A 21,781-nucleotide genomic window follows, 5' to 3' on the forward strand; every position below is an offset into this window, starting at 1 on the left:
CTTGACCTCCTTCCCCTTCTTCATGCAGACGACGCGTCGGCGTCCACGAACCCAGAGGACGTCAACACATCCAGTCTCTTGAAATACGCGTCGCGCGCTTCGCCGTCCGTGTCAAACCAAATGCGCTGGTGTCGAGGCGCTTCGGCGCGCGCTCCCCACGACAGGTGTACTACGCGGTCGTCGAGGGAGACACGGTAGACGACCTCCGCGCCCGAGGCCTCGCGCCGCACGTACGTGCGCGTCTCGGCGCGGATGAGCGACCGCCCCTCGGCCGTCTGGCGCAGGGCGTCCCGCTCGGCGCGCTCGCGGGCGTAGGCGACGCGGAGCGCGATCATGTGCTCGCACGGGCCTTCGCGGAGGCCGCTCCGGCGGAACGTGGGGCAGCTGCACCACGCGTCGGAGACGCGGCCCTCGAGATCCATCGTGAACCGCGGCGCGAAGTCGCGGCGCGCCTCCCGGTCCGCGACCTCTCCGTGGATCTCGGTGCCCTCGCCGGCGATCTCGTGCACCTTGGTCGGCCTCACCGCGCCGGGCGCGCCGAGCAGGCGGTGGGCCGCGGCCTCGCGGGGCGAGCTGTAGCGGATGTCGCGCTCGTCCACCGGATCGGCGAACAGCTCGCGCGGGCGGTAGACGCGGCGCGCGACGTCATAGAGCACCCGGCCGCGCAGGCACTCGAGCTGGAGCGCCGCGCGGGCGTCCTCGGCGCCTCCGCCGGCCGCGAGCGACGCGAGCGGGAGCGGCCCCCGCTCGCGGAGGAGGGCGATCTGCCTGGCCGCGAGCGCGTCGAGCGCCGCGCGCGCCTTGTCGCCGCCTTTCCCCTCGCGAGGCATCAGGGCGTCGAACGAGGCGGCGCTGGCCCAGCTGCTGTCGGTCCAGCCCGTGAGCGCGATCGTCAGCGTCGCGCGGCCCAGATCGAGCACCCAGAAGACCGGCAGCCCGGGGCCCCGGAGCTCGGCGCGCACGCGCTGCACGTGCGGCAGGAGCCGCGACAGCGCGAGCAGCCGCTGCCGGCCGAAGGTCCGGACCACGCGCGGCGGGCCCTCGTACGGAGGGCCGTGGCCCTCGATCAAGATCTCCCAGGGCTCCAGGATGAGGCGCGGCGGCTTGCCGGGGACGAGCTCGAAGCGCAGGCCGCGGGGCGGCTTCTTCGCCTTGCGGGTGCGGAGCACGAACAGCGCGTTGTAGAGATCGATCGGCGCGAGCTCGCAGGAGACCGCGGGGAGCGTCGCCGCCGACTGCACCTGCAGGAAGCCGCGGAGCCAGGTCGTCGGGACCTCGAGCGCGCGCTCGATCGGCGCGGCGCGCGCCGCCGCGGCGTCTCCGCGCGCCGCGCCGGCGTCGAGCTCTACCTTGGCGTAGGCGCGCAGGCGATCGATCTGCTCGACGACGCGCGGCGAGAGATCGACGAAGGCGGTGCCGTGGGCGGCCTCGCGGCCCTCGAAGAGGTCGCTGGAGAAGGCGAGCCGGGCGTAGGCGCTCTCGTCGCGCGAGAAGACCTCGATCGAGACCTCGTCCGGGTGCACCGTGAGCACGGGATCGAGCGCGCCGGAGGCCCTCGGCTTCGCGGCGGAGCCGTCGCCCTGGGTCGCCGCGTCGTCGGGGAAGGCGCCCTCCAGGAACGCCTTCTGCGCCTCCCAGATGGCCGCCGTCGCCTTCTTGCCCTGCTTCATCAGGTAGGCGAGGTACGCGGTCCGATCCCGGCCCTTGTACCGGAGATCGCTCTCCAGGATGGTCGCCAGCGCGGCCATCGCGTCGCGGAAGAGCGCCGCGTCGCGGACGGCGCCGCGCACGCCGACGGGGCCGCGGGCGCCGTCGAGGGAGAGGCGCACGCTCGTGTGGAGCGGGGCGGCGGCGAGCTCGCTCGGGGCGGCGTACCGGAGGAGGATCGGGCGGGCGAGTGCGGCCGTCATGCGTTGACTCCTTCGGGGGTCTCGGGCGATGCGGGGGAGGGCGCGGCCGCGAGCCGCGCCGCGCGAGGATCCGCCGCCTTGCGCTTCGCGCGGCGGTACGCGCGGTACGCGGCCTTGCGGACGGCGACGTCGGCCTTCTCTTTGGCCTTCTCCTTGTCGAAGGCGAGCGCGGCGAGCGCCTCGAGCGCGCGCTCGCCGCCGGCGCGGCCGAGCGCCGCGATGGCGTCGAGGCGCGCGGAGGCGTCGCCGCCGCTGCCTCGGGCGAGGGAGATCAGCGGGGCGAGCGCGGCGGCGTCGTGGCGCGCGAGCATCGACGGCAGCGCGAGGCGCCGGCCCGGCTCGGTCGCGGCGAGCGCCGCGAGCGCCTCGGGCGAGGCGACGCGCGCGGTCGGCCCGAAGGCGACCGGGTCGAACGGCCTCACCGCCACGGCGATCGCGGCCGAGCCGTCCGGCGCGAGCGCGGCGAGCGCGGCCGACGCCGAGGCCCGGACGCCGGCGTCCATGTCCTCGAGGGCCGCCGTGAGCGCCTCCACGGCGCCCGCGGGCGGCGCGGCCCCTCTGGACCTCGCGGCCGACTCGAGCGCGCCGAGGGCGCGTACGGCCTCGCGGCGGACCTCGCCGGGGGCGCTGTCGTTCGAGAGGAGCGCGCGCAGCGCGGGCGCCATCGCGGTCGCGCCGGCGCGCCCCGCGGCCCAGAGCAGCTCGCGCCACGCCGCGGCCTCGGCGCCGCGCTCGTCGCCGTGCGCGGCCGACCAGCGCTCCGCGGTGCGCTGCGCCGCGGCGGCGAGCGCGCCCGCGAGGGCCCCGCGATCGCCGGCCACGGTGCCGGCGGCGATGAGCCGCGCGGCCTCCTGCCGCGCCGGGGCGCGCTCGTCCTCGAGCATGCGCAGGAGCGCGGCCACCGGCAGCGCGCCGCGGCGGAGCAGGCCCATGGCGAGGCGTTGCCGCAGGTCCTCGTCCTTGAGCGCCGCGAGCCGGGGCAAGAGCTCGGCCGGGTCGGCCTCCGCGGCGAGGTAGCTCGCCGCCGGGCCCGCGATGTCGTCGTGCTCGCTCCCGACCGCGAGGAGCTCGACGCGCGTCCGCTCGCCAGGGAAGAGCTTCTCCAGCGCCTTGCGCGCGTTCTTGCGGACCTCGCTGCTCCGCGCGTCGAGCGCGCGGGCGAGCGCGGGCTCGGCCGCGCCGTCGCCGAGCAGGCCGAGCTCGCTCACCGCGACGACGCGGAGCCTGTCGGGCGTGTCGCCGGCGCGCACGAGCTCCTCGAGCAGCACGCGGGCGCGCTCGCCGCCGAGCCAGCGCACGCCCTTCGCCGCCGACTCGCGGAGATCGATGGAGTCCGCGTGGAGCGCCTGCTCGACGCGCTCCGAGGCGCGCTTGCGGAGCTCGGCGCTCCCGAGCTTCGGGGCGATGCGGCCGAGCGCCTCCGTGGCGGCGGCTTGCATGCTGGGCTCGACGGAGGGGGCGGCGGACGCCGACCCCCGACCCGCGTTGACTGCCGCTTCCTTGGTGCCGCCGGCGGCCACCGCCTCGAGCTCCTCCAGCGCGCGGGCGTCGCCGAGCGTGCCGAGCGCGAGCAGCGCGCGCTCGCGCTCCCCGGGCTCGCCCGCACGCACGACGAGGAGGAGCGGCCGGAGCGCCGACGCGAGGCCCCGCTGGGCCACCCCCTCCGCGGCGGGCAGCACGAGCTCGCGCGCGCCCGCGCGCAGCACGGCCTCGAGCGGCCCCGAGGGCGCGCCCTTGTCCTTGACGCGTTTCGCGTACGAGGTCACGGCCGCGACGCGCGTGGGGAGATCGCGATCCGCGAAGAGCGCGACCAAGAGGTCGTTCTGCGCGGGATCGTCGCCGAGATCGAGCTCGCGCGCCGCGGCGAGGCGGAGCGCCGGGTCCTTCGCGCGCGCGGCGGCGGCGAGGAACGCGAGCGCGAGCGCGGTCTCGCGCTTCTCGCGCTCGCGCCCCTTGTCGACGATCTCGAGGCACGCCTTGAGCGCGGCGCTCCGGACCTCGGCCGCCTCGTCGTCGAAGCGCGCCGCGAGCGGGGCGGTGGCCGCGGGGTTCCGCGTGCTCCCGAGCGCGCCTGCCAGCGCGGCGCGGTCCGCCGGCGTGGCGGCCTCATCCATGCGCGCCGCGAGCGCCCGCACCGCCGCGTCGCTCGCGAGCGCGACGAGCGCCTTGCGGGCGAGCGCCGCCGGCGCGGCCGCGCCCTCGCGCAGGAACGCCGCGAGCACGTCGACCGCGCGATCGTCGCGGCTGCGGGCGAGGAGCTCCGCGGCGCGCAGGCGCAGGTCGTCGTGATCGCTCTCCATCGCGCGGCACAGGGCGGGCACGATGCGCGGATCGCTCGACGACGCGAGGCGCTCGAGCACGCCGAGGCGCAGGTCGGCGTGCTCGCTGCCGAGCGCCGCGAGGAGCGGGTCGAGGCTGCCCTTCGGAGAGAGCCGCTCCAGGAGCTCGAAGGCGTAGCGGCGCACGTCGGGCAGGGCGGAGCTCAGCGCGCGCACGATCTCGGGGCGGGCGTCGCCGCCCCGCGCGGCGATCTCGTCGAGCGCGGTCCGCGCCACGTCGGCCGACGCCGAGGCGAGCCCGAGCGCGAGCGGCTCGCCCGCCCCTGCGGGGAAGAGCGCCTTGAGCCCCGCGAACGCCGCCTTGCGCACGAGGTGGTGCGGGTCGTCGAGCGCCCGGACGAGCGGCGGGACCGCCGCCGTGCTGCTGACGTGCCCCTTGGCGCAGACGTCGACGATGCGATCGATGGCGTCGCGGCGCGTGCGGTGCGCCTCGTCGTCGCCCGCCGAGACCTGCCGGAGGAGGCCCATGTACGCGCCGAACGCGAGCCAGCGCAGCCGCCGCTGCTCGCCCTCCGGGACCGCGTCGCCGGCCGGCTTGTCGCTCTGCTTCTGGCCGCTCTGCCCGCTCGGCTCGGGCTGCGCGAAGAGGCGGCGGAGCCACCCCTTCGCGGGCTTCGTGTCGCTCTCCTCCGCGGCGCGCGGGGTCGTGTCCGCCACGACGTGGGCGCCCGCGGGGCGCAGCGCGGCCACGCGCTTCGCCTCGCGGAAGTACTCGACCGGCTTGCGCCGGATGCGGAGCACCTGCGCGGCCGCGTAGCGCTGCTGCGGGTCGTCGCTGGCGAGCGCCTCGGCGAGGCCGACGAGGATGCGCCCGCGCGCGACCTCGGGCGGCCAGTCCTTCATGCCGGCGGGCTTCTCGCCGTCGGCCGCGCGGCCCTGCTCCGCCGTGTCGGGGCGCGGAGGCATCAGCGCCTCGATGAGGTGGGCGAGGTACGCCTCCGGATCGATGCGGAGCTCCAGCGCGCGCGCCGCGGCGAAGCGCACGTCGGAGCGCTGCGACGAGAGCGCGCTCGTCAGGAGATCCGGCGGGTCGCCGCGGCGGAATGCCCTGAGGTCGCGCGCGAGCACGATCGCGAAGACGATCTCCTGGACCTCGCGCGAGCTGTCCTCGAGGCCCTGCAGCATGCCTCCGTAGCCCTCGGGCCCGAGCGCCGCGAACGACATGATCGTGGCGACGCGGATGGGCGGGTGCTCGTGGCGCAGCGTGCCCGTGAGCACCGGCAGCGCCCGCACGTCGCCGAGCCGCGCGAGCCCGTCGGCGGCCCACGACCGCACCGCGACGTCGGCGTGGCCCATGGCGTCGAGCAGGTAACCCTCCTCGCCGCGGCGGGCGGCCATCGCGAGCCCGCGCGCGGCCTGCTCGCGCACGTCGGGGTACTCGTCCTTGAGGAGCTCGGTGGCGAAGTACTTGACGAGGCGCGGCGAGCCGAGCGTCGCCAGCGCGGTCGCGGCGCGGGCGCGCAGCGGGCCGAGGACCTGGATCGGCAGCTGCTTGAAGAGGGATTGATCGGCGAGGAGCGCCCGCATCGGGTTGATCAGCTGCTCGTCGCGCCGGACGGCGCAGAGCTCGGCCGCGCGCACCCGGAGGTCGAGGTGGCTCGACTGGAGGCCGATGTGGAGCGGCCCCGCCTCGCCTGGCAGGAGCTTGTCGAGCGCCTCGATCGCGGCGGTGCGCGGCCCCGCGTGCTCGTCCTCGAGCAGCTTGCTCAGGGCGCTGCGCGCGGCCTCGCCCACCGGCACGCGCGTGGCGAGCAGCCGGAGCAGGGCGTTGCGCGCGTCGTCGCCCGCCGGCAGGTGCGCGGCCCCGCGCGCGCCGCTCTCCCGGACCGAGGGGTGGATCGACGCCATGGCGGCGAGGTGCGGCTCCGCGGCCTCCTTGCCGCGCAGCTTGACGACGGCGTCGTACGCGGCTTGGGCCACGCTCGCGTCGCGGTCGCCGATGGCCGCGTGCAGCCGCTCCGCAGCCCACGGCTGCTCGCCGTGCGCCTTGAGCTCCTCGACGGCGCGCAGGCGCAGGTCGGGGAAGCGCGCGAGCTGGGCGCGGTCGAGCGCCGTCTGCGGATCCGAGGCGTGCCACGACCAGAGCGTCCGGAACGCCTCGCGGCGGACCTTGGGCGACTCGTCCTCGATCGCGTCGGCGAGCAGCGCCTCGGCCTCGGGCGGCCTCGGTCCCTTGCCCTCGCCGGCGAGCGCGACGAGCCGGTCGAGCCCGCGGACGCGGATGTCCTCCTGCGAGGAGCGGAGCGACGCCTCGGCCACGGTGAGCGGGGCCGACGGCTGGAGCCGCGCGTAGGCGTCGAGCGCCGCGGCGCGCACCGCGCCGTCCGCGTCGTCGAGCATCCAGATGAGCCGCTTCTCGGCGCGGGTGTCCCGGAGCTCGGCGAGCGCGGTCGCCGCCTGCCTTCGCAGCGACGGGTCCTGCTCGCGCGTGAGCTGCAGCAGCGCGCCGAGGGCGCGCGTGTCGCCGAGCTGCGCGAGGCCGCGCGCCCCACGCACCGCCGTGTCCGGCGTGCGGCACGCCATCGCGGTGAGCAGCGGCTCGAGGTCGGCCTCGGCGGGCTCGGCCCCCGGGCTGCCCACGCCGGGGATCCGGGCGCGCGCCGCCTTGATGGCCGCCTCGTCGGCCGCCTTCGCGCCGTCCTTCGCCCCATCCTTCGCGTTCGCCGCGGGCTTCTCCGCGCCGCCCGCGCCGGCGCGCCGCAGGACCTCGGCCGCGCGCCGCGCGATGTCGATCGCCGCGCGGCCGAGGTCCTCGTCGCGCGCCTCGAGCGCGTGGGCGAGCGCGCGCCGCTCGATCACCTTCGCCGCGAACGCGATGCGGCGCACCTCGGCGTCCTCGTCGTCGAGCGCGCGCGCCGCGATCGGCGCGAACTTCGGCGCCGAGAGCCAGCCGGCCAGGGCCGCCCGGATGAGCGCCTCGACCCGGAGGTCGGCCGGGCCGCGCTCGAAGGCGGCGCGGAGCGGCTGCGGGCCGTCCGGGTGGATCTGCTGGAGCTGGTCGAGCGCCGTGAGCCGCACCGACGCGTCGCGGCCGGCGAGCTTCTCGGCGATGAGCCCCGGGACGAGCGGCGAGCTGCCGTAGAGCTTCCTGAGCTCGAGGAGCGCCCGGCGCTGCACGTCCGCGGCGCGGGCGTCGAGCGCCGCCCGGAGCGGGGCGAGCGGCGTGTCGCGCTCGATCGCGCGGAGCGCCTCGAGCGCGGCCATGCGGACGTTCGGGCTCTCGTCGTCGAGCGCCTCGCGCAGCTTCGCGCGCGCGCCGCGGCGCCCCTTCGCCCCGAGCTCGCGGGCGGCGAGCGCGCGCACCTCGGCGTCGCGGTCCGATCGGAGCGCGGAGAGCGCGGCCTCGAGCGCCTCGGGCTCGTCGAGCGAGGCGAGCGTCTTGACGGCGCTCTCGCGGGCCGGCCGCGCGCCCGAGAGCGCCTGGGCGAGGACATCGAAGCCGTGCGCGAGCTCGGCGGTGCCGTCCGCGGGCGCGCCGGCGGCGTCGATCGGGAAGCGCCACACGGTGCGCCGGTCCCCTGCGGCGAAGACGGCGCCGAGCCCGTCCTTCGCGTCCGCGCCGCCGCGGGCGGCCTGCCCGCGCGCGCCTTTGCGCGCGGCGGCCGGCGCGAGCGCCAGCGCGTGGAGCGCCAGCGCGCTCGTCTCCAGCGTGCGGGGCTTGCGCTTGTCCTCGAGCCGGTGGATGCGGATCGCGCCGTCCGCGCCTGCGGACAGCAGGCGGTCGCCGCTCTCCTTGCCGTCTTCCTGCGGCGGCGGGGTGGGCAGGCACAGGAGCGCGCGGACGCCGCCCGCGTGCCCGCTCCCGTCCGCGCCGCGCACCTCGCACTCGACGTCGCCGACGAGGTACCAGAGGCGCACGGTGCCGTCGTCGCCGCCTGACGCAAGCCGCCCGTCGCGCGGCGTGAACGCGAGCGCCGTGACCGGCCCGTCGTGGCCCGGCATGTCGCGGACGGCGCCCGTCGACAGCGTGACCACGCGGACGACGCCGTCGTCGCCTGCCGCGGCGCAGAGCTCGCCGGCGGGATCGAAGGCGACGGCGCGGAGCGGCGCCGCCGAGAGCGCGAACGACGCGATCTCGACCGCGGCGCCGGGCTGCGGGGCAGGGGAGCCGGCGGCCTCGCCGACGCGAAACACCCGCAGCGCGCCGTCGACCCCCACGGTCGCGAGGCGCGCGCCAGAAGGCGCCGCGGCGATCGCCGTGGCGCCGCCCGGGTGCGCGTCGATCGCCCGCACGTCGGCCACGCCGCCCGCGACGAGGCGCAGCGCCCCGTCGGAGCACGCCGCCGCGAGCAGATCGCCCGCGAAGGCGAGGCCCAGCACGTGCGCGGGCACGTCGATCGAGCGCACCGGCTTGTTCGCCACGTGATCGAACAGCGTCACCTGGCTCGCGCCGGCGGGGGATGGCGCGGTCTGCGTCTCGCGCGTCCCGCGCGCCTCGCCCGGCGCCGGCGCGCGCACGCCGCCGACCGCGAGGAGCCGCGGGCCGATCGCGAGCGCGCGGACCTTCTCGTAATGGCCGATCGCGTGGCTCATGCGGTCTCCTGTCCGACGCCGGGGAGCGCCCGGCCCTCGCCGGCCGCTTGTCCGACGCCGGGGAGCGCCCGGCCCTCGCCGGCCGCTTCGAGGCCTTCGATCTCGAGCCCCGGGTGCGCGTGCCTGAGCCGCAGGAGCGCCGCCAGGCACGCCTGCCACTCGCCCTTCGCGATCGACCCGGTGAACTCGGCGATGACGGGGGCGACGAGCGCCGCGAACGCCGCGTCCTCGACCGCGAGATCGCGCACGACCTCGATCACGTGCCGCTTGGCCTCGCTCGCCGAGAGGCGCCTGCGCGAGCCCGCGTCGTCGCCCGGCTCCGGCGACCTCCCCGCGGGGATCCCGGACAGCACGTACCGCAGGAAGCGCCGGAGCGCCTCGACGTCCGCGAACCGCCCGGCGTCCTCGGGCAGCTCCGCCGCGGGGCGCGCGTCGCCTCCGCGCGCGCCGCGCGGCCGCCAGCCCGGCGGCAGATCGCGCGGCCGGTGCTTCTCCCAGAGCATCCGCACGGCGAAGAGGCGCACCTCGCGGTCGGCGCTCTGCATCAGCCAGCCGAGGCGCTCCGGGCCGCCGAGCCGCGCGTAGTGCTTCAGGATGAGCGAGAGGCCGAGCTCGCGCGCGCTCTTCTTCAGGCTCTCCGTGAGCGCGAAGACCTGCGCCGGATCGAGCTCCTCCGGCGTGAGCGCGATCGCCGGATCGGCCGACGGATCGCCGACCTTGCGGAGCGCGTCGAAGGCGATGTTGCGCACCTCCTTCGCGTCGCTGTGCGCGAGCTCGTAGACGCGGGTCTGGTAGCCCCACGCCCGGAGCTCGGCGCGCGTGACGAGCGCGGCGAAGCGCCGGACGTCGTCCCGCTTGTCGGAGAGCGCGGGCCAGATGCGCTCGGCGGTGAACGCGCCTCGCTTGAGCGCCGGCTTCAGCTCGAGCTCCTTGGCCTCGCCCTGCTCGGGCCCGAGGACCGGGTGGTGGCAGCGCAGGTACGTCTGCGCGAACGCGCGCATCGGCTCGGGCTCCTTCTCGCCGAGCGCGAGCGCGAACAGCCTCGCCGTGCCCGCCTCGCGGTCGCCGCGGCCGCTCGCGTCCTGCCCCGCGTCGAAGTCCTGCGGCTTCATGTGCGAGAGGAGGTAGCGGCGCGCGAAGCCGTTCAGCGTCGGATCGGCGCGCCGCGCGAGCGCGAGCAGCCAGGGCAGCGTGAGCTGCCGCGGCGACACGATCTTCGGGTTGCCGAGCACCTCCAGCGCGACCGCGCGCGTCTCGCCGCTGAAGACGAGCCCCTTCAGGCGCTCGACGCCCTCGGCCGTCAGGTCGGGCAGGGCGTCGGCCTTCTGGAGCCAGGTCGCGACCGTGGACCCGAGGCGCTTGCGCGTGAGCGCGCCGAGCAGCCACGGCGTCCCGATCGCCGCGATCGGGTACTTGCCGAGCGCGTCGAGCGCGGACTTCGTCGCCTGGTAGTCGTCCTCGTGGCGCGGGTCGTCGAGCACGCGCACCCAGAAGCCCGCCCCGGGCTCGCCGGGCCGGTACTTGGCCTTGAAGTACGCGGCGGCCCACTTCTTCTGCTCGGACTCGCCGTAGAGCATGTCGATGAGGAAGCCCTCGGGCAGCTCGGCGCGGTCGAAGCTCTCGCTCAGGGCCTTGCTGGCCCACGCCTCGGTCTCGCTGTGCGTGAGCAGCCGCCCCAGGAACGCGTGGCCGAGCGCGCGCGGGCTCTTGCCCTGGAGCGCCGACGCCGCGAAGGCGCGCGTGTCCTTGTGCTCGGAGTCGAGCAGCGCGGCGAGGCGCTCCGGGTCGAGGTCCGTCGCGTGCGCGCGGGCGTACTCGATCGCGAACGTGCGCGCCTTCGCGCTCGGGGAGCCGAGCAGCGCGAGCGCCGCGTCGTGCAGCCCGAGGCCCCGCAGCTTGCTCTGGTGGAGCTCCGGCGAGCCGAGCAGCGTCTCGATCAGGAACTCGTGCGCGCTCGCGAGCGGCCGGTACGCGAGGCGCGAGAGCCACGCGGGCGTGACGCTCCGCAGGGTGTCGGCGAAGTCCTTCTTGAGCCCCTGGATCGCGAACTTGGCCGGCGGATCGGCCTGGCAGGCCGAGAGCAGGAGCATCAGCGGATCGGGCGATCGCTTCCACGCCTCGTCGAAGGCGCGGTGCTTCACCATGTCGTTCGGCGGGACGTTGCCGTGGAACGAGCGCCCGTCGTACTTGCCCGTGCCGTGCGCCCAGACGTGGTTCGCGACCCAGAGGTCGCCGAAGCTCGTGCCCGGCGCGTAGTGGCGGAGGACCTCGACCGCGAACTGCGGGTAGAGCTCCGGCGTGCTCCGGCCGAGCTCGCGCAGGAAGCGCCACGCGCGGCGGCGCATGTAGATCAACGTGCCCTTGGAGACCTCGCGCCGCCGGGTGCGGGAGAGCTCGACGTCGAAGCGGAAGGCGAGCGCCCCGAAGAGCTCCGCGTCGAGCCGCGCCTCGGCCAGCTTGTAGATGCGCTTGAGCCCGCCCCACGCGCCGAAGACCAGCGGCGCGCTCGTGGCGATGTCGCGCAGCGCGCTGCGCCCTGCGTCCGTGCCCTCCTCGTAGATGCGCACGAGCAGGTCCGCGAGCTCGAGCCGCGGCGGCGGCGCGGCGTCGACCTGCGCGAGGAAGCGCTTCCACGCGTCGGTCGACTGCTCTCGCCGCTGCTCCGGGGAGCGCATGCCCTGCGCGCGAGAGAGCAGCTGCAGGAACGCCGCGAAGGTGAGCGTCCCCTCGCGTGGCGGCGTCTCCGGTCTGGGATCCGGCTGCTCGAGGTACGCCTCGACGGCCTCGGCCAGGGTGGGTGAGCCGCTCGTGGCGAGCTGCTTGACGTTCGCGATGTCGATCGGGTTCGGTGAGCTCGTCAAGGCGCCCTCCCGCGGCGGGATGGCCTGGGAGAATCGCGAGCCCCGCGGTGCAGGTCAAGCCAGAGTCGATCTGACGATGACGGAAGCGTCGTCGCTTCCCCGCGGTGTGCGCCTGTGGGTGGGGCGTGTTCGCCGATGCCGGGGTGCCGCGCGGCGCCCGGAGCGTTGGCCTCGAGGCGCGCGCCGGACGCGCAGCTCAGGCCGAGCAGCTCACGCCGAGCAGCTCACGCCGCGCGCATCCGCGCCACCCGCTCGGCGACGTGCGGGTCGCCGCCCGCGTCGATGCTCGCGAGGAGGTCCTTCAGCGAGCGCCCGCGGTGGGCGAGGTGCGCCTCGAGGTGCGGCGAGAGCGCCTTCCAGCGCCGCGCCCACCCGGCCTCGGCGCTCATCGAGCCGTGGTGCGGCCGATCGACGAGCAGGGCGCCGAGCCGGAGGCCGAGCTCGGGATCGTCGAGCTCCTCGAGCTGCCGCTTCAGGAGGGCGAGCGCTCCGGCGGCAGGAGAGGCCGCCGGCGGGGCCTTCCAGGTGTCGCGCACCGCGCGCGCGAACGCCGCGGCGTCGAGCTCCGAGAGCAGCTCGATCGCGCGCACGAGCGGCAGGCGATCGCGCGCGCTCGGCGCGACGACGCGGTCGAGGAGCGCGTCCAGCGCGGCGGACAGCGCCCCGTCGGTCGCGGGATCGAGCCCGCCGAGCGACTCGAGCGCCCGGCGGGCGCGTCGGACGGCGCGCCCGAGCACCCAGCTCCGCCGGCCGCGCGCGGCCGAGACCGCGGCGAGGGCGTGGACGGCGGCCTTGCGCCGCGCCTCGGTGGCCTCGCCGGGCTGGACGCGCGGCGGCAGATCGAGCTTCGGCGGCTGCGGGGGCGCGGCCGCACCGGCGCCGGCCGCGGGGGCGCCGACGGCGGGCGCGCCGCCCGCGGCGGCCACTTCCTGGTAGCCCTCCCTGAGCTTCTCCGCGATCTTCTTGTCGCACTCGCGCTGCGCGGCCTCCGCCGTGGGGAACGCCTTCTCCTTGCGTTGCCCGGCGGTCCCCAGCCGCCCGTAGACGACGATGAAGGTCGTGTCGTCCACGTCGGCCATCCAGAACTTGGCGCTCGTCCCCTGCACGAACTCGAACCGGCGCATGCGGGCGACGATATCACGTCGCGCTGGCGGCGCGCCTCACGAGGGCGGCGGCGAGGGCGGCTGGCGGATCAGCACGAACGGCGCGACCACGAGCGACAGGAAGCGCAGATCATGCTGCTGCGGCCAGCGCGCGAGATCGGCGGCCGTCGGCTTGGTCAGCTTGCCGGCCGCGATCCAGGCCTCCACAGCGGCCGTGTCGTTCGCGGCCATGGCCTCGCCGACGTCCAGGAGGTCGAGATCGGCGGCGACGACGATGACCGCGTCGCGCACCGTATGGGTGCGGAGATCGGTCCAGAAGACCTCCCCGAGCGTCTTGGCGAGCTGTTCGCGCATGGGGGCAGCATAGGCCCCGGACAGCGGCCGCCAAGCCTGCGCGCCGCCGCCCGGGCGAGGGAGGCCGGCGGCCGCCGGCCGCGGCGGTCCGGGCAGGCGGCGCTGCCCGGGGCTCCGAGCGCGCCTTACCAGCCCATGTTGTGGTGGACCCAGCAGTCGATCTGCTCCCAGCCGACCCGCGCCTTGCGATGGCCGTTCAGGATATGGCCCGTGTCGGGGACGATCGCGGTCGTGACGCTCTCGGCGCTGGCATAGAGCGCCGCGTCGGAGTCCACGTACGACGCCGGCTGCAGCGCGTCCGTCTCCCCGAACTGGATGAACACCGGGCTCGTCACCTCGTCGATGCCGGCGAGCGTCGGGTCCTCGGAGACGGCGAGGAGGCTCAGGAACTGCCCGCGCGTGGACGTGTCGGCGATGGTGGCGTTGTCAAAATCGATGAGCGCCGGGTTCGCGTTCGCTGTGTCGTAGAAGATGGCGGTGCGCATCTCCGGCGGGATCGCGATATAGGGCGTCTGCAGCAGCGCGGAGATCGCCTCCGGGGGGACCGGGATCGGGTGCGGCGTGAAGGCCAGGCCGGTGTTCACGAGGACGTCGGCGTCATTGTAGGTGCTCTGAACGAACGTGTTGATGATGGCGCCGTTCGAGTGACCGACGAGCGCGACGCGCGTGAAAGGCGTCCTGTAGACGCCGCCCGGCGTGCGCATCTCGGTGATGATCTGATGGACGCTGTCGGCGGTCTCTGCCAGATCGAGGAAGTCGCCGTCGGGCCGGCTGCTCTCTCCGGCCCCGAGCATGTCGAGGGCCAGGACGGCGTATCCCTCCTTCGCCATGTGCCGGGCATAGGAGTAATCGTGTCCGCCGAACGACGGGAGATCCCAGTACTCGTGCGTGTAGGTCAGGCCGTGGACGAGCACCTGAAGGGGGCGGTACTTGGTCTGACCCTGATAGTAGAGGTATCCGACGACGTCGTACGTGTTGCCGTCGGAGAGGGTCACCGGGAACACCAGGCGCTCGACCTTGGTGGGCTGCCTCGACGACGACGCCTCGGCATCGCCCGAAGAGAGCGCGGCGGCCGCGAGCGTCGCCGAGAAGAGTACCGTGCTGAGTGCGCGATAATACAAGTTCATGAATTGACCCTCATGGTTACGGCAGGTGATTGGAGGTGAGGCAACGTCTATCGCGGTGCGATATCCAGTTGTCTCTCAGCTCCAGCGCCGCCACGCCATGTTCGCAAACATTGGACCAGAAAGCGTCTACGTCAACAGGATAGCGCACGATCTCCGCCCGCGCCGCCGTTCGCCGCCATTTCGGAGCGCTGTTTGGTCTCCAGCGCGTTGACCGTGGGCTCGCCGGGCCCTCGAGGCCCGTCGTGAGGAGTGGACGCTGCACGAGTCTTTGCGTGATGCCGCAATGCTTTGCATGAGGGGTGACGCCGGCTGCCGGTCACGGCACATGTGCCAGGGAGGGCGTCCTCATGACGGCTTCTGTGCTGGCGAACAAATCTCCCCGTGCTTTACCGCTCTTGCCGGGCGTCATGGCCAGGAGACGCCATCGCGGCACGGAGATCGTCCGATGAATCGATATGGGATTTTTGTGGCTCTACTGCATTGTGCTCGCGGGTGCACGGGTGAGCCCGGCGATCCTCGGCGCGGCGCGGCGCGGGCGCGCAGCCGCGGCGCCGCTGGTGAGCGCGAGCGCTGCCCGCGGCGCGATGACGTCAATACCGCTCAGAAGGTCGCTTCGGCGCCGATGCTCGGTAGGAGGATGGGTCCGAGCGTCTCCGGCTCGCATCCGCGCAGGAGCGAGCACTCGTATTGCAGCGTCTCTTTTCCTGCGGTGGCGTTGAGCACCTCGACCGTGAGCGAGAGGGTCCGTCCTTCGCGGAGGATCCACCGCTTCTCGAGCCGCAGGTCGAGCCGGAAGAACGCCGGCAGCCGCTCCGGCAGGCTCAGCCGGCGGACCACCTGGGCGATCCGCTCGCGCTGCCGCTCGCGGCGCCGGATGTCCTGCTCCGTGTCGGGGCGGTCGTCGTTGCCATCCGGGCGCTGCCCGTCGACGCCGTCGTTGTCCCAGAGGTCGTAATCGACCGTCATGGGAATGCCGCTGTAGAACACCGCCCTGGCCCCGAGCTTCCAGCCGCGGCCCACGTCGACCGCGGCCGCCATGTTGAGCACATGGCGGCGGTCGAACGCCGAGTCGAAGCTCTCCCGGCCGACATGGCGGACGGAGCGGGAGAGGGTGTAGGACACGAACCCTCCGATGCGCTTCGACAGGCTGCGGTGCGCGTGGATCTCCAGGCCATGGGTGCTCCCGGCGCCGCGCAGCTCGGCCCGCTGCGCGAGGCCGGCGTCGGTGCCGGGAGGCCGGTTGCCGAGGGCGTCGCTCAGGTCGAAGAAGCCGCCCCGGAACCCGGTGATCGTGGCCTTGATCTCCCCGGGGAGGCGGAGCTCGACGCCGGCGCTCGCCAGCAGCCCCGTCTGCACGCCGCCGCGCAGGCCGCCCACCTGCAGGCCGGGCACCGCGCCGAGGAAGCTCGGCGGCTGGTGGGTCACGCCGAAGGCGCTCAGCAGGGCGACGCGCGGGGTCGCTTGCAGCCGCGTCGCGAGCCGCGGATCCACCGTGGCCCTCGTCGCGCCGCCGGACGCGAAGAGGTCGCCGCGCAGGCCCGGGATCACCTCGAACCCGGGCGCGGCGCGGACGACGATGTCGGCCCAGAGCCCCGCGGCGAGGTCCTCCCGGCTCGTGAAGAGGCGCGCGAGCGCCCTGTCGTTCCGGGTCGGGAAGTCGCCGTCGTTCTCGCGGATGTCGATGTCGAACCGCTCCAGCTGCGCGTCGGCGCCGGCGCGCGCCGTCAGCCGCTCGGAGACCGGCGCGGACAGCTCCACGCGCGCGCCGAGGAGGCGGGCGCGCCCCGCCCGCTCCCCGTCCTGGTTCTCGCTCTCCTCGTGGCCGAGCGTGATCGCGTGCCGGAGGCGGCCGCCGCGCGCGAAGAGCCTGTCGTAGCGGAGGTCGAGCCGGTGGAAGTCGCCGGCGAGCACCACGTCCGTGTCGCCGTCGTCCTCGATCCGGGCGAGGTAGTCGTGCGACCCGAAGGCGAAGAGGCCGACCCGGTCGTACGGCGAGGCGTCGTAGGTGACGCGCGCCTGGTAGTCCCAGTAGCCGAGCTCGACGCCGGGCGAGAAGAGCGCGAGGAGCGCGCCCGGGTAAGCGTAGCGCCCGCCGACGAGCGCGGTGCCGCGGCCGTCGGCCCAGGGCGCCTCGACAAGGGCGCCGGCGTCGAAGAGCCGGAGGTTGGCCTCGCCGTGGAGCAGGCGCGACGGTTCCCGGGTCTCGCCGGCGATGACGCCGCCGGTGTAGCGCCCGAAGCGGGCCGGGAAGCCGCCGGGGTGGAGATCGACGCGCTCGACGAGCGCCGGGTGGATCACGCTGGGGCCGAGCGCCACGTGATAGAGCAGCGGGACGCGCACGCCGTCGACGAAGTAGCCGACGTTGCCGGGCGGCGCGCCGCGCACGAAGAAGTACGGCACGCCGGACGCGATGGGCGTCACGCCGGGCATCGCCTCGATCGCGCGGAAAGGATCGCCGAACGCGCCGGGCACCTGGCGAACCTCCTCGCGCGTCATCGAGGTCGTCATCGGCGCCGCGCGTTCGCCCACCACCACCACGTCGATGGCCTGCGCGGCGGCCGGCGGCGAGGGCGGCACCGTCACGACGCTCCCGCGGGGCGGCGCGGGCCCCGCGGGCGCGGCAGGAGGCGCGGCCGGCGCCGCGGCGCGAGGATCGCGGAACCTCACGGCGAACAGGACGCGCGCGCCGATGGGCCGCCCGTCGCGCCGGGCGGGCTCGAACCGCCACGACGGCGCCGCGCGCGCGGTCGCGCTCGCGAACGGCTCCTCGCCCTCCACCTCGACCGCGCCCACGGTGCCGTCCGCGTGCACCGTGATGCGGGCGACCACGGTCGCATCACCGACGCCGCCGGGCGGGTAGGGCGGCTCGGTGGGGCCGAGCGGCGACGGCATCGTGACGCGGGCGCCCTGCGTGGCCGCCGCGGGCGCCGCAGCGGCATGCTCCTGCGCGGGAGCCGCCGTGGCCTCGCCGTCGGTGAAGGCGACGAGGGCGCCGGTCGCCGCGGCCACCGCGACGGCCGCGGAGCCGCGCGTCGTCCGGCGTCGCAGATCGCTGTGCTCCGGCTCCTCCATCGGCTCGCTGGAAACCATGGAGAGTCGCGGCGGCACGCTCAAGCAAAACGTACCGACGCGCCTTTCGGGCCGAGCGCTGCGCGCCTCGCCGACGTCGCGCTGGACGACCGCGCCGTCCCTGCCGTAGATAGCTGGCAGCGCCGACGTGGGCTCGAACAGGAAGCGACAGCAGAAGTTCTCGGGTTCGCGCGTGCTCGTCGCGCTCCTCGTGACCGGGCTCAGCGCGGTGGGGGTCAAGTGCGGTCTCGAACGCGGGCTCGAGGAGCTCGGCCTCGACCTCGGCGGCGACCGCCCTTCCAGGCCATCGCCGACGCCCGGCCGATCCGGCAGCGTCTCGCCGCCGAAGGGCGCTCCGCCGAAGGACGCGCCCTCCTCGCGCCCACCCGCGCCGAGCCCGCATCTCGAGCTCGGCGTCCCGGCCCGCACGGGAGCGCGCGCCGCGCGGGCCGACGCGTCCGACGATCACCTGATGATCAAGCCCCAGTACGCCCTCTCCTACAACCGCTCCAGGAACGTGGCGAACTGGGTCGGCTGGCGGCTCGACGCCGCGTCGTTCGGGGACGTGCCCCGCCATCGGGGCAAGTTCCTGGCCGACAGCGCGCTGCCGGACGGCTGGTACCGCGTGCAGCACGACGACTACACCGGCTCCGGCTTCGATCGAGGCCACATGGTCCGCTCCGAGGAGCGGACGCGGACCCCCGACGACAACAAGGCGACGTTCCTCCTCACGAACATCCTGCCGCAGCGGCACGAGCTCAACGCCGGTCCGTGGCTGAGGCTCGAGGAGGCGTGCCAGGAGCTCGCGCAGAAGGAGCGGCGGGTGCTGTTCCTGATCGCCGGCGGCCTCTTCGACGAGCGCGAGCTCCCGGCCGCCACCATCGGCAAGGGCGTCGCCGTGCCGGACGCGTTCTTCAAGGTCGCCGTGGTCCTCGAGCCGGGGCAGGGGCCCGGCGACATCGGCCCGGCGACGCGGGTCATCGCGGTGGTGATGCCGAACGAGGCGGGCATCCTCGATCGGGGCTGGGGGCAGTACCGGACGACGGTGGACGAGATCGAGCGGCGCGCGGGCTACGACCTCATGACCGCCCTCCCCGAGGCCACGCAGCGGACGCTCGAGGCGCGCGTCGACGACGGGCCCGCCGGCGGCCGCTGAGCGGCGCGCTCAGGTCTCGACGACCTTCGTCACGAGGCCGAGCCACGCGCCCGACGGATGGCGGCCGAGGACGTAGACATCGATCGCGACGCGCCCGACGCGGTAGACCCGGACGTCGGTCAGGTGGCGCTCCAGCAGGTCCACGAGCCGCCGGTACCGCCCCGCCTCGGCCAGCGCCGCGTCGCCGGCGTCCCCGGGCACGTCGATGACGGGCGCGAAGAGGTCGCTCGCCGTCGTGACCTCGACCGGCGTCGCCGCGTCGAGGCCCTCGGCCTCGAGCAGCGCGGCCGGCGAGGACGCGTCCCCGCGCGACCGGAACGGGCGCAGCTCGTGATCGGACTCGCTGGGGAACAGCAGGCCCTGCGCGGCCTCCGCGAGGGATGCGAGGAGCTCTTCGGGCGACATGGATGAGGCCTGCATGCGGATCTCCGGGCGGGCTGCTCGGCGAGAGCGAGCTCGCCGTGGGGGGTTCATTCCACCGTGAAGCCAGCGGAGAATCCGCTTGCTCCCTGGGCTTTGGCGATGGTACCCGGACCGCGCCCGCCCTGCGGATCCGATCCGCCCTTCCGCTTTCCTTCGCCGCGTTGCATGCTCGGGCGAGACCCGAGCAAGGAACAAGGATTCAAGGTGCCATGTCCAAGATGAAGCTCAAGCCCGGCGTGATCACTGGCTCCGCTCTTCAGGAGCTGTTCGAGTACATGAAGAGCGTCGAGTGTGCGCTGCCGGCCGTGAACGTGATCGGCTCGCACAGCACGACCGCCGCGCTCCAGGCGGCTCGAGAGGCCAAGTGCCCTATCATCATCCAGTTCTCGAACGGCGGCGCCCACTTCTTCGGCGGCAAGTTCCTGGACAACAAGGGTGAGAAGGCCGCCATCGCGGGCGCCGTCGCGGGCGCGCACTACGTGCGGAACCTGGCCGAGGCCTACGGCGTGCCGGTCATCCTGCACACCGATCACGCCGCGAAGAAGCTCCTGCCGTGGATCGACGGCCTGCTGGAGCACGGCAAGAGGTTCTTCGAGAAGAACGGAGAGCCCCTGTTCTCCTCTCACATGCTCGATCTGTCCGAGGAGCCGCTCCACGAGAACCTCGAGATCTGCCAGAAGTACCTGCGGCAGATGGCGGCGCTCAAGATGACGCTCGAGATCGAGCTCGGCGTCACGGGCGGCGAGGAGGACGGCGTCGACAACAGCGGCATCGACAACTCCAAGCTGTACACCCAGCCCGCGGAGGTGCTCGCCGCGTACGACGCGCTGAAGCCGATCGGCAACTTCACGATCGCCGCGTCGTTCGGCAACACGCACGGCGTCTACAAGCCGGGCAACGTGCAGCTCCGGCCGCCCATCCTGAAGAACTCCCAGGACGCGATCCAGAAGGAGCGCAAGACGGGCCCGAAGCCTGTCGACTTCGTGTTCCACGGCGGCTCCGGCTCGACGCGCGAGGAGATCCGCGAGGCGGTGTCCTACGGTGTCATCAAGATGAACATCGACACGGACACGCAGTGGGCCTTCACGCAGCCCATCAAGAAGTACATGGACGACAAGGGCGCCTACCTGAAGTCGCAGCTCGGCAACCCCGAGGGCGAGGACAAGCCCAACAAGAAGTACATCGACCCGCGCGGCTGGCTCCACCTCGGCGAGAAGGGCGTGGCGGCGCGCCTCGTCGAGGCGTGCAAGGACCTGAACTCGTTCGACAAGTTCGAGTTCTGATCCGCGGCGAAAGCGACGGCCCCGCTCGCGCGGGCGGGGCCGGAGCGACGCCTGTACTCGCCGCGGCGACATCGCGGCGCGTCGTTCAACCCACCGGCGGCTGGCTGCTCACGAGGGCGACGAGTGCGCCGCGCTCAGCGAGCGCGCCGGCGCGGTCGCCGCAGGGCGGCGGCGAGGCAGCCGGGAGAGCGGCAGGCCGAACAGGCCGAGCGCGGTGAGCTCGATCCCCAGCACGGGCAGGAAAGCGACGCCCGAACCCCCGGTAGCGAGGAACTGCACCAGGGCGATCGGGGCCGCGATGGACAGGAGCGCTGTCGGGTACGTGATGCCGTGAAGCAACGCGAGCAGCACGCCGACGATCCCCACCGTGAGACAGCCGTCGACGCTGGGGGTCATGTCCAGCGCGCCCGGCGTGCGCAGCGCGGCGCGGATCCACAGCAGGGAGCCAGTCCCCAGGAGGACCATCGCGATCGGCAGGTTGGCCGAGGAGCGGGTCGTCATGTTCGGTGTCTGGAAAGCCATGCTTCCGCGATGACAGCACGCGATGTGCCATCACGGCTCCCGGGCGGCGACGGGCCGCCCGGCGCGCTGCGTGATGCAGGGAGTGCGGGGCAGCGCACGCCTTGCGCGCCGCGATCCCCCGGTCGCGTCAGGGCGAGGGCGGGCCGGGCTCCTCGCCTGCGGCGGGCCCGCCCGCGTCAGGGCGCTCGTGGGTTCGTTGTGGACGCGCGGGCTCGACGGGCGCGAGCCGGATGCCCAGGTTCAGGAGCTTCACACAGTCCTGGTCGCACGTGGGCCGCCCGCCGGGGAGAAGCGAGCAGCGTGCGACCTCGACGGGCTGCTCGGAGCGCCCGTCGACGACAATCCGACACCGCACGGGAGCCCCGGTCCGTGGACAGACCAGGGTGACCTCCGAGGTGTGGTAATGCCGCCGGGCGAGCAGGTGCCTCGTCCCGGCGATCAACGCCACGACGCCCCCAGCAGCCGCCAGCAGCACGACGAGCCAGTCAGCCATCGCGACCCCCTGTGAAGAGCGCTGCGGCGCCCACCGCAGCACATACGACGCAGCAAGGGGTGCGCCATGCGCTTCGCCGAGGCGTGGGCCCAGCCGGCGCGGCAGGGCCCGTTCCTTGTTTCATCGCTGGTGCATTCCGCGCGCCTGCCGGCGCAGGGCGTGCGCCCCGGGACCCGGGGCGAGGAGCAGCGGCCCGCCCCGCCGCCGAGCGACGGCGTGAGGAGCCGTGAAGAAGCACGGGAATCGGTGGCAACAGGCGCGATCCGGGTGCGGTCCCGGCGGCTCGCCATGGCGGCGCCGCGGGTCGACATCTTCCGGCTCGATGATTGCAAACCGCCTTTCATCGGCGGATGGCCGCGGGAGGAGGACGCCATGGCCTGTCATCTGGTGGAATCGGACAAGCTGGTGTGGATCGAGGTCGAGGGGGGTGGCACCGAACCACGGACGGTGCGCTGCCCGCGGCGGGCGGCGACGTTGGACGCGCGGGAGTGCTTCGCCTGCCCGCGCTACGCGACGCTCGCGATCCATCCGAGCGGGAAAAAGGTCTATCTCGTGTGCGAGCCGTTCGACGAGGAGCCGAGCGAGCGCTCGTAGCGGCGCGCGAGCCC

At 74.6% G+C, this 21,781-nt stretch carries 13 protein-coding genes; 3 read left to right on the top strand and 10 right to left on the bottom strand.

Annotated elements, in window-relative coordinates; all coding sequences use genetic code 11:
- Window positions 1–20: 20 nt before the first annotated feature.
- The 7 genes from WMF27_RS09660 to WMF27_RS09690 all read right to left on the bottom strand — a co-directional run bounded on the left by WMF27_RS09660 (window position 21) and on the right by WMF27_RS09690 (window position 17,317).
- The gene (locus WMF27_RS09660; protein ID WP_437944074.1) at window positions 21–1,910 is read right to left on the bottom strand and encodes an SWIM zinc finger family protein; all 1,890 of its coding nucleotides are present in this window, start codon (window positions 1,908–1,910) and stop codon (window positions 21–23) included.
- Window positions 1,907–8,782 (bottom strand): HEAT repeat domain-containing protein, encoded by a 6,876-nt coding sequence (locus tag WMF27_RS09665; protein ID WP_437944075.1) that lies wholly within the window; start codon window positions 8,780–8,782, stop codon window positions 1,907–1,909. Before WMF27_RS09665 ends, WMF27_RS09660 begins: the two co-directional genes overlap by 4 nt.
- Entirely contained in the window at window positions 8,779–11,643 is a 2,865-nt protein-coding gene (locus tag WMF27_RS09670) for a hypothetical protein (protein ID WP_437769215.1), read from the bottom strand. The genes WMF27_RS09665 and WMF27_RS09670 overlap by 4 nt, the downstream gene beginning before the upstream one ends.
- A 224-nt stretch (window positions 11,644–11,867) precedes the next feature.
- Entirely contained in the window at window positions 11,868–12,767 is a 900-nt protein-coding gene (locus WMF27_RS09675) for a WGR domain-containing protein (protein ID WP_437769214.1), read from the bottom strand.
- Between the two features lie 36 nt (window positions 12,768–12,803).
- Entirely contained in the window at window positions 12,804–13,100 is a 297-nt protein-coding gene (locus WMF27_RS09680; RefSeq protein ID WP_437769213.1) for a DUF2288 domain-containing protein, read from the bottom strand.
- Between the two features lie 125 nt (window positions 13,101–13,225).
- On the bottom strand, window positions 13,226–14,227 hold the full coding sequence (locus WMF27_RS09685; RefSeq protein WP_437769212.1) for an alpha/beta hydrolase: 1,002 nt from the start codon (window positions 14,225–14,227) through the stop codon (window positions 13,226–13,228).
- A 600-nt stretch (window positions 14,228–14,827) separates the two neighbouring features.
- On the bottom strand, window positions 14,828–17,317 hold the full coding sequence (locus WMF27_RS09690) for a TonB-dependent receptor plug domain-containing protein (protein ID WP_437769211.1): 2,490 nt from the start codon (window positions 17,315–17,317) through the stop codon (window positions 14,828–14,830).
- A gap of 127 nt (window positions 17,318–17,444) precedes the next feature.
- On the opposite strand from WMF27_RS09690, the gene WMF27_RS09695 reads away from it, so the two are divergent.
- Entirely contained in the window at window positions 17,445–18,452 is a 1,008-nt protein-coding gene (locus WMF27_RS09695; RefSeq protein ID WP_437769210.1) for a DNA/RNA non-specific endonuclease, read from the top strand.
- 9 nt (window positions 18,453–18,461) lie between these two features.
- Here the strand turns inward: WMF27_RS09695 and WMF27_RS09700 are convergent, their stop codons facing one another.
- Complete coding sequence (locus tag WMF27_RS09700; protein ID WP_437769209.1) at window positions 18,462–18,872, bottom strand: nuclease A inhibitor family protein; 411 nt, start codon at window positions 18,870–18,872, stop codon at window positions 18,462–18,464.
- Between the two features lie 212 nt (window positions 18,873–19,084).
- On the opposite strand from WMF27_RS09700, the gene fbaA reads away from it, so the two are divergent.
- Complete coding sequence (gene fbaA, locus WMF27_RS09705; RefSeq protein ID WP_437769208.1) at window positions 19,085–20,158, top strand: class II fructose-bisphosphate aldolase; 1,074 nt, start codon at window positions 19,085–19,087, stop codon at window positions 20,156–20,158.
- A gap of 108 nt (window positions 20,159–20,266) precedes the next feature.
- Here fbaA and WMF27_RS09710 read toward each other — a convergent pair whose 3' ends face one another.
- Window positions 20,267–20,659 carry a hypothetical protein gene (locus WMF27_RS09710; protein ID WP_437769207.1) on the bottom strand — a complete coding sequence of 131 codons (393 nt, stop codon included), beginning with the start codon at window positions 20,657–20,659 and terminating at the stop codon, window positions 20,267–20,269.
- 148 nt (window positions 20,660–20,807) lie between these two features.
- Window positions 20,808–21,173, bottom strand: coding sequence for a hypothetical protein (locus WMF27_RS09715; protein ID WP_437769206.1), 366 nt, complete (start codon window positions 21,171–21,173; stop codon window positions 20,808–20,810).
- A 66-nt stretch (window positions 21,174–21,239) separates the two neighbouring features.
- On the opposite strand from WMF27_RS09715, the gene WMF27_RS09720 reads away from it, so the two are divergent.
- Window positions 21,240–21,767, top strand: coding sequence for a hypothetical protein (locus WMF27_RS09720; RefSeq protein ID WP_437769205.1), 528 nt, complete (start codon window positions 21,240–21,242; stop codon window positions 21,765–21,767).
- The last annotated feature ends 14 nt before the right edge of the window (window positions 21,768–21,781 follow it).

The organism is Sorangium sp. So ce281, from assembly GCF_051527395.1.
GTDB lineage: Bacteria > Myxococcota_A > Polyangia > Polyangiales > Polyangiaceae > Sorangium > Sorangium cellulosum_B.

Excerpts from the sequence above, each read along its gene's own strand:
- WMF27_RS09665 (WP_437944075.1), bottom strand. The coding sequence starts at position 8,782 with ATGAGCCACGCGATCGGCCATTACGAGAAGGTCCGCGCGCTCGCGATC.
- WMF27_RS09675 (WP_437769214.1), bottom strand. The coding sequence starts at position 12,767 with ATGCGCCGGTTCGAGTTCGTGCAGGGGACGAGCGCCAAGTTCTGGATG.
- WMF27_RS09690 (WP_437769211.1), bottom strand. The coding sequence starts at position 17,317 with ATGGTTTCCAGCGAGCCGATGGAGGAGCCGGAGCACAGCGATCTGCGA.
- WMF27_RS09700 (WP_437769209.1), bottom strand. The coding sequence starts at position 18,872 with ATGCAGGCCTCATCCATGTCGCCCGAAGAGCTCCTCGCATCCCTCGCG.
- WMF27_RS09660 (WP_437944074.1), bottom strand. The coding sequence starts at position 1,910 with ATGACGGCCGCACTCGCCCGCCCGATCCTCCTCCGGTACGCCGCCCCG.
- WMF27_RS09710 (WP_437769207.1), bottom strand. The coding sequence starts at position 20,659 with ATGACGACCCGCTCCTCGGCCAACCTGCCGATCGCGATGGTCCTCCTG.
- WMF27_RS09720 (WP_437769205.1), top strand. The coding sequence starts at position 21,240 with ATGCGCTTCGCCGAGGCGTGGGCCCAGCCGGCGCGGCAGGGCCCGTTC.
- WMF27_RS09715 (WP_437769206.1), bottom strand. The coding sequence starts at position 21,173 with ATGGCTGACTGGCTCGTCGTGCTGCTGGCGGCTGCTGGGGGCGTCGTG.
- WMF27_RS09685 (WP_437769212.1), bottom strand. The coding sequence starts at position 14,227 with ATGAACTTGTATTATCGCGCACTCAGCACGGTACTCTTCTCGGCGACG.
- fbaA (WP_437769208.1), top strand. The coding sequence starts at position 19,085 with ATGTCCAAGATGAAGCTCAAGCCCGGCGTGATCACTGGCTCCGCTCTT.
- WMF27_RS09680 (WP_437769213.1), bottom strand. The coding sequence starts at position 13,100 with ATGCGCGAACAGCTCGCCAAGACGCTCGGGGAGGTCTTCTGGACCGAT.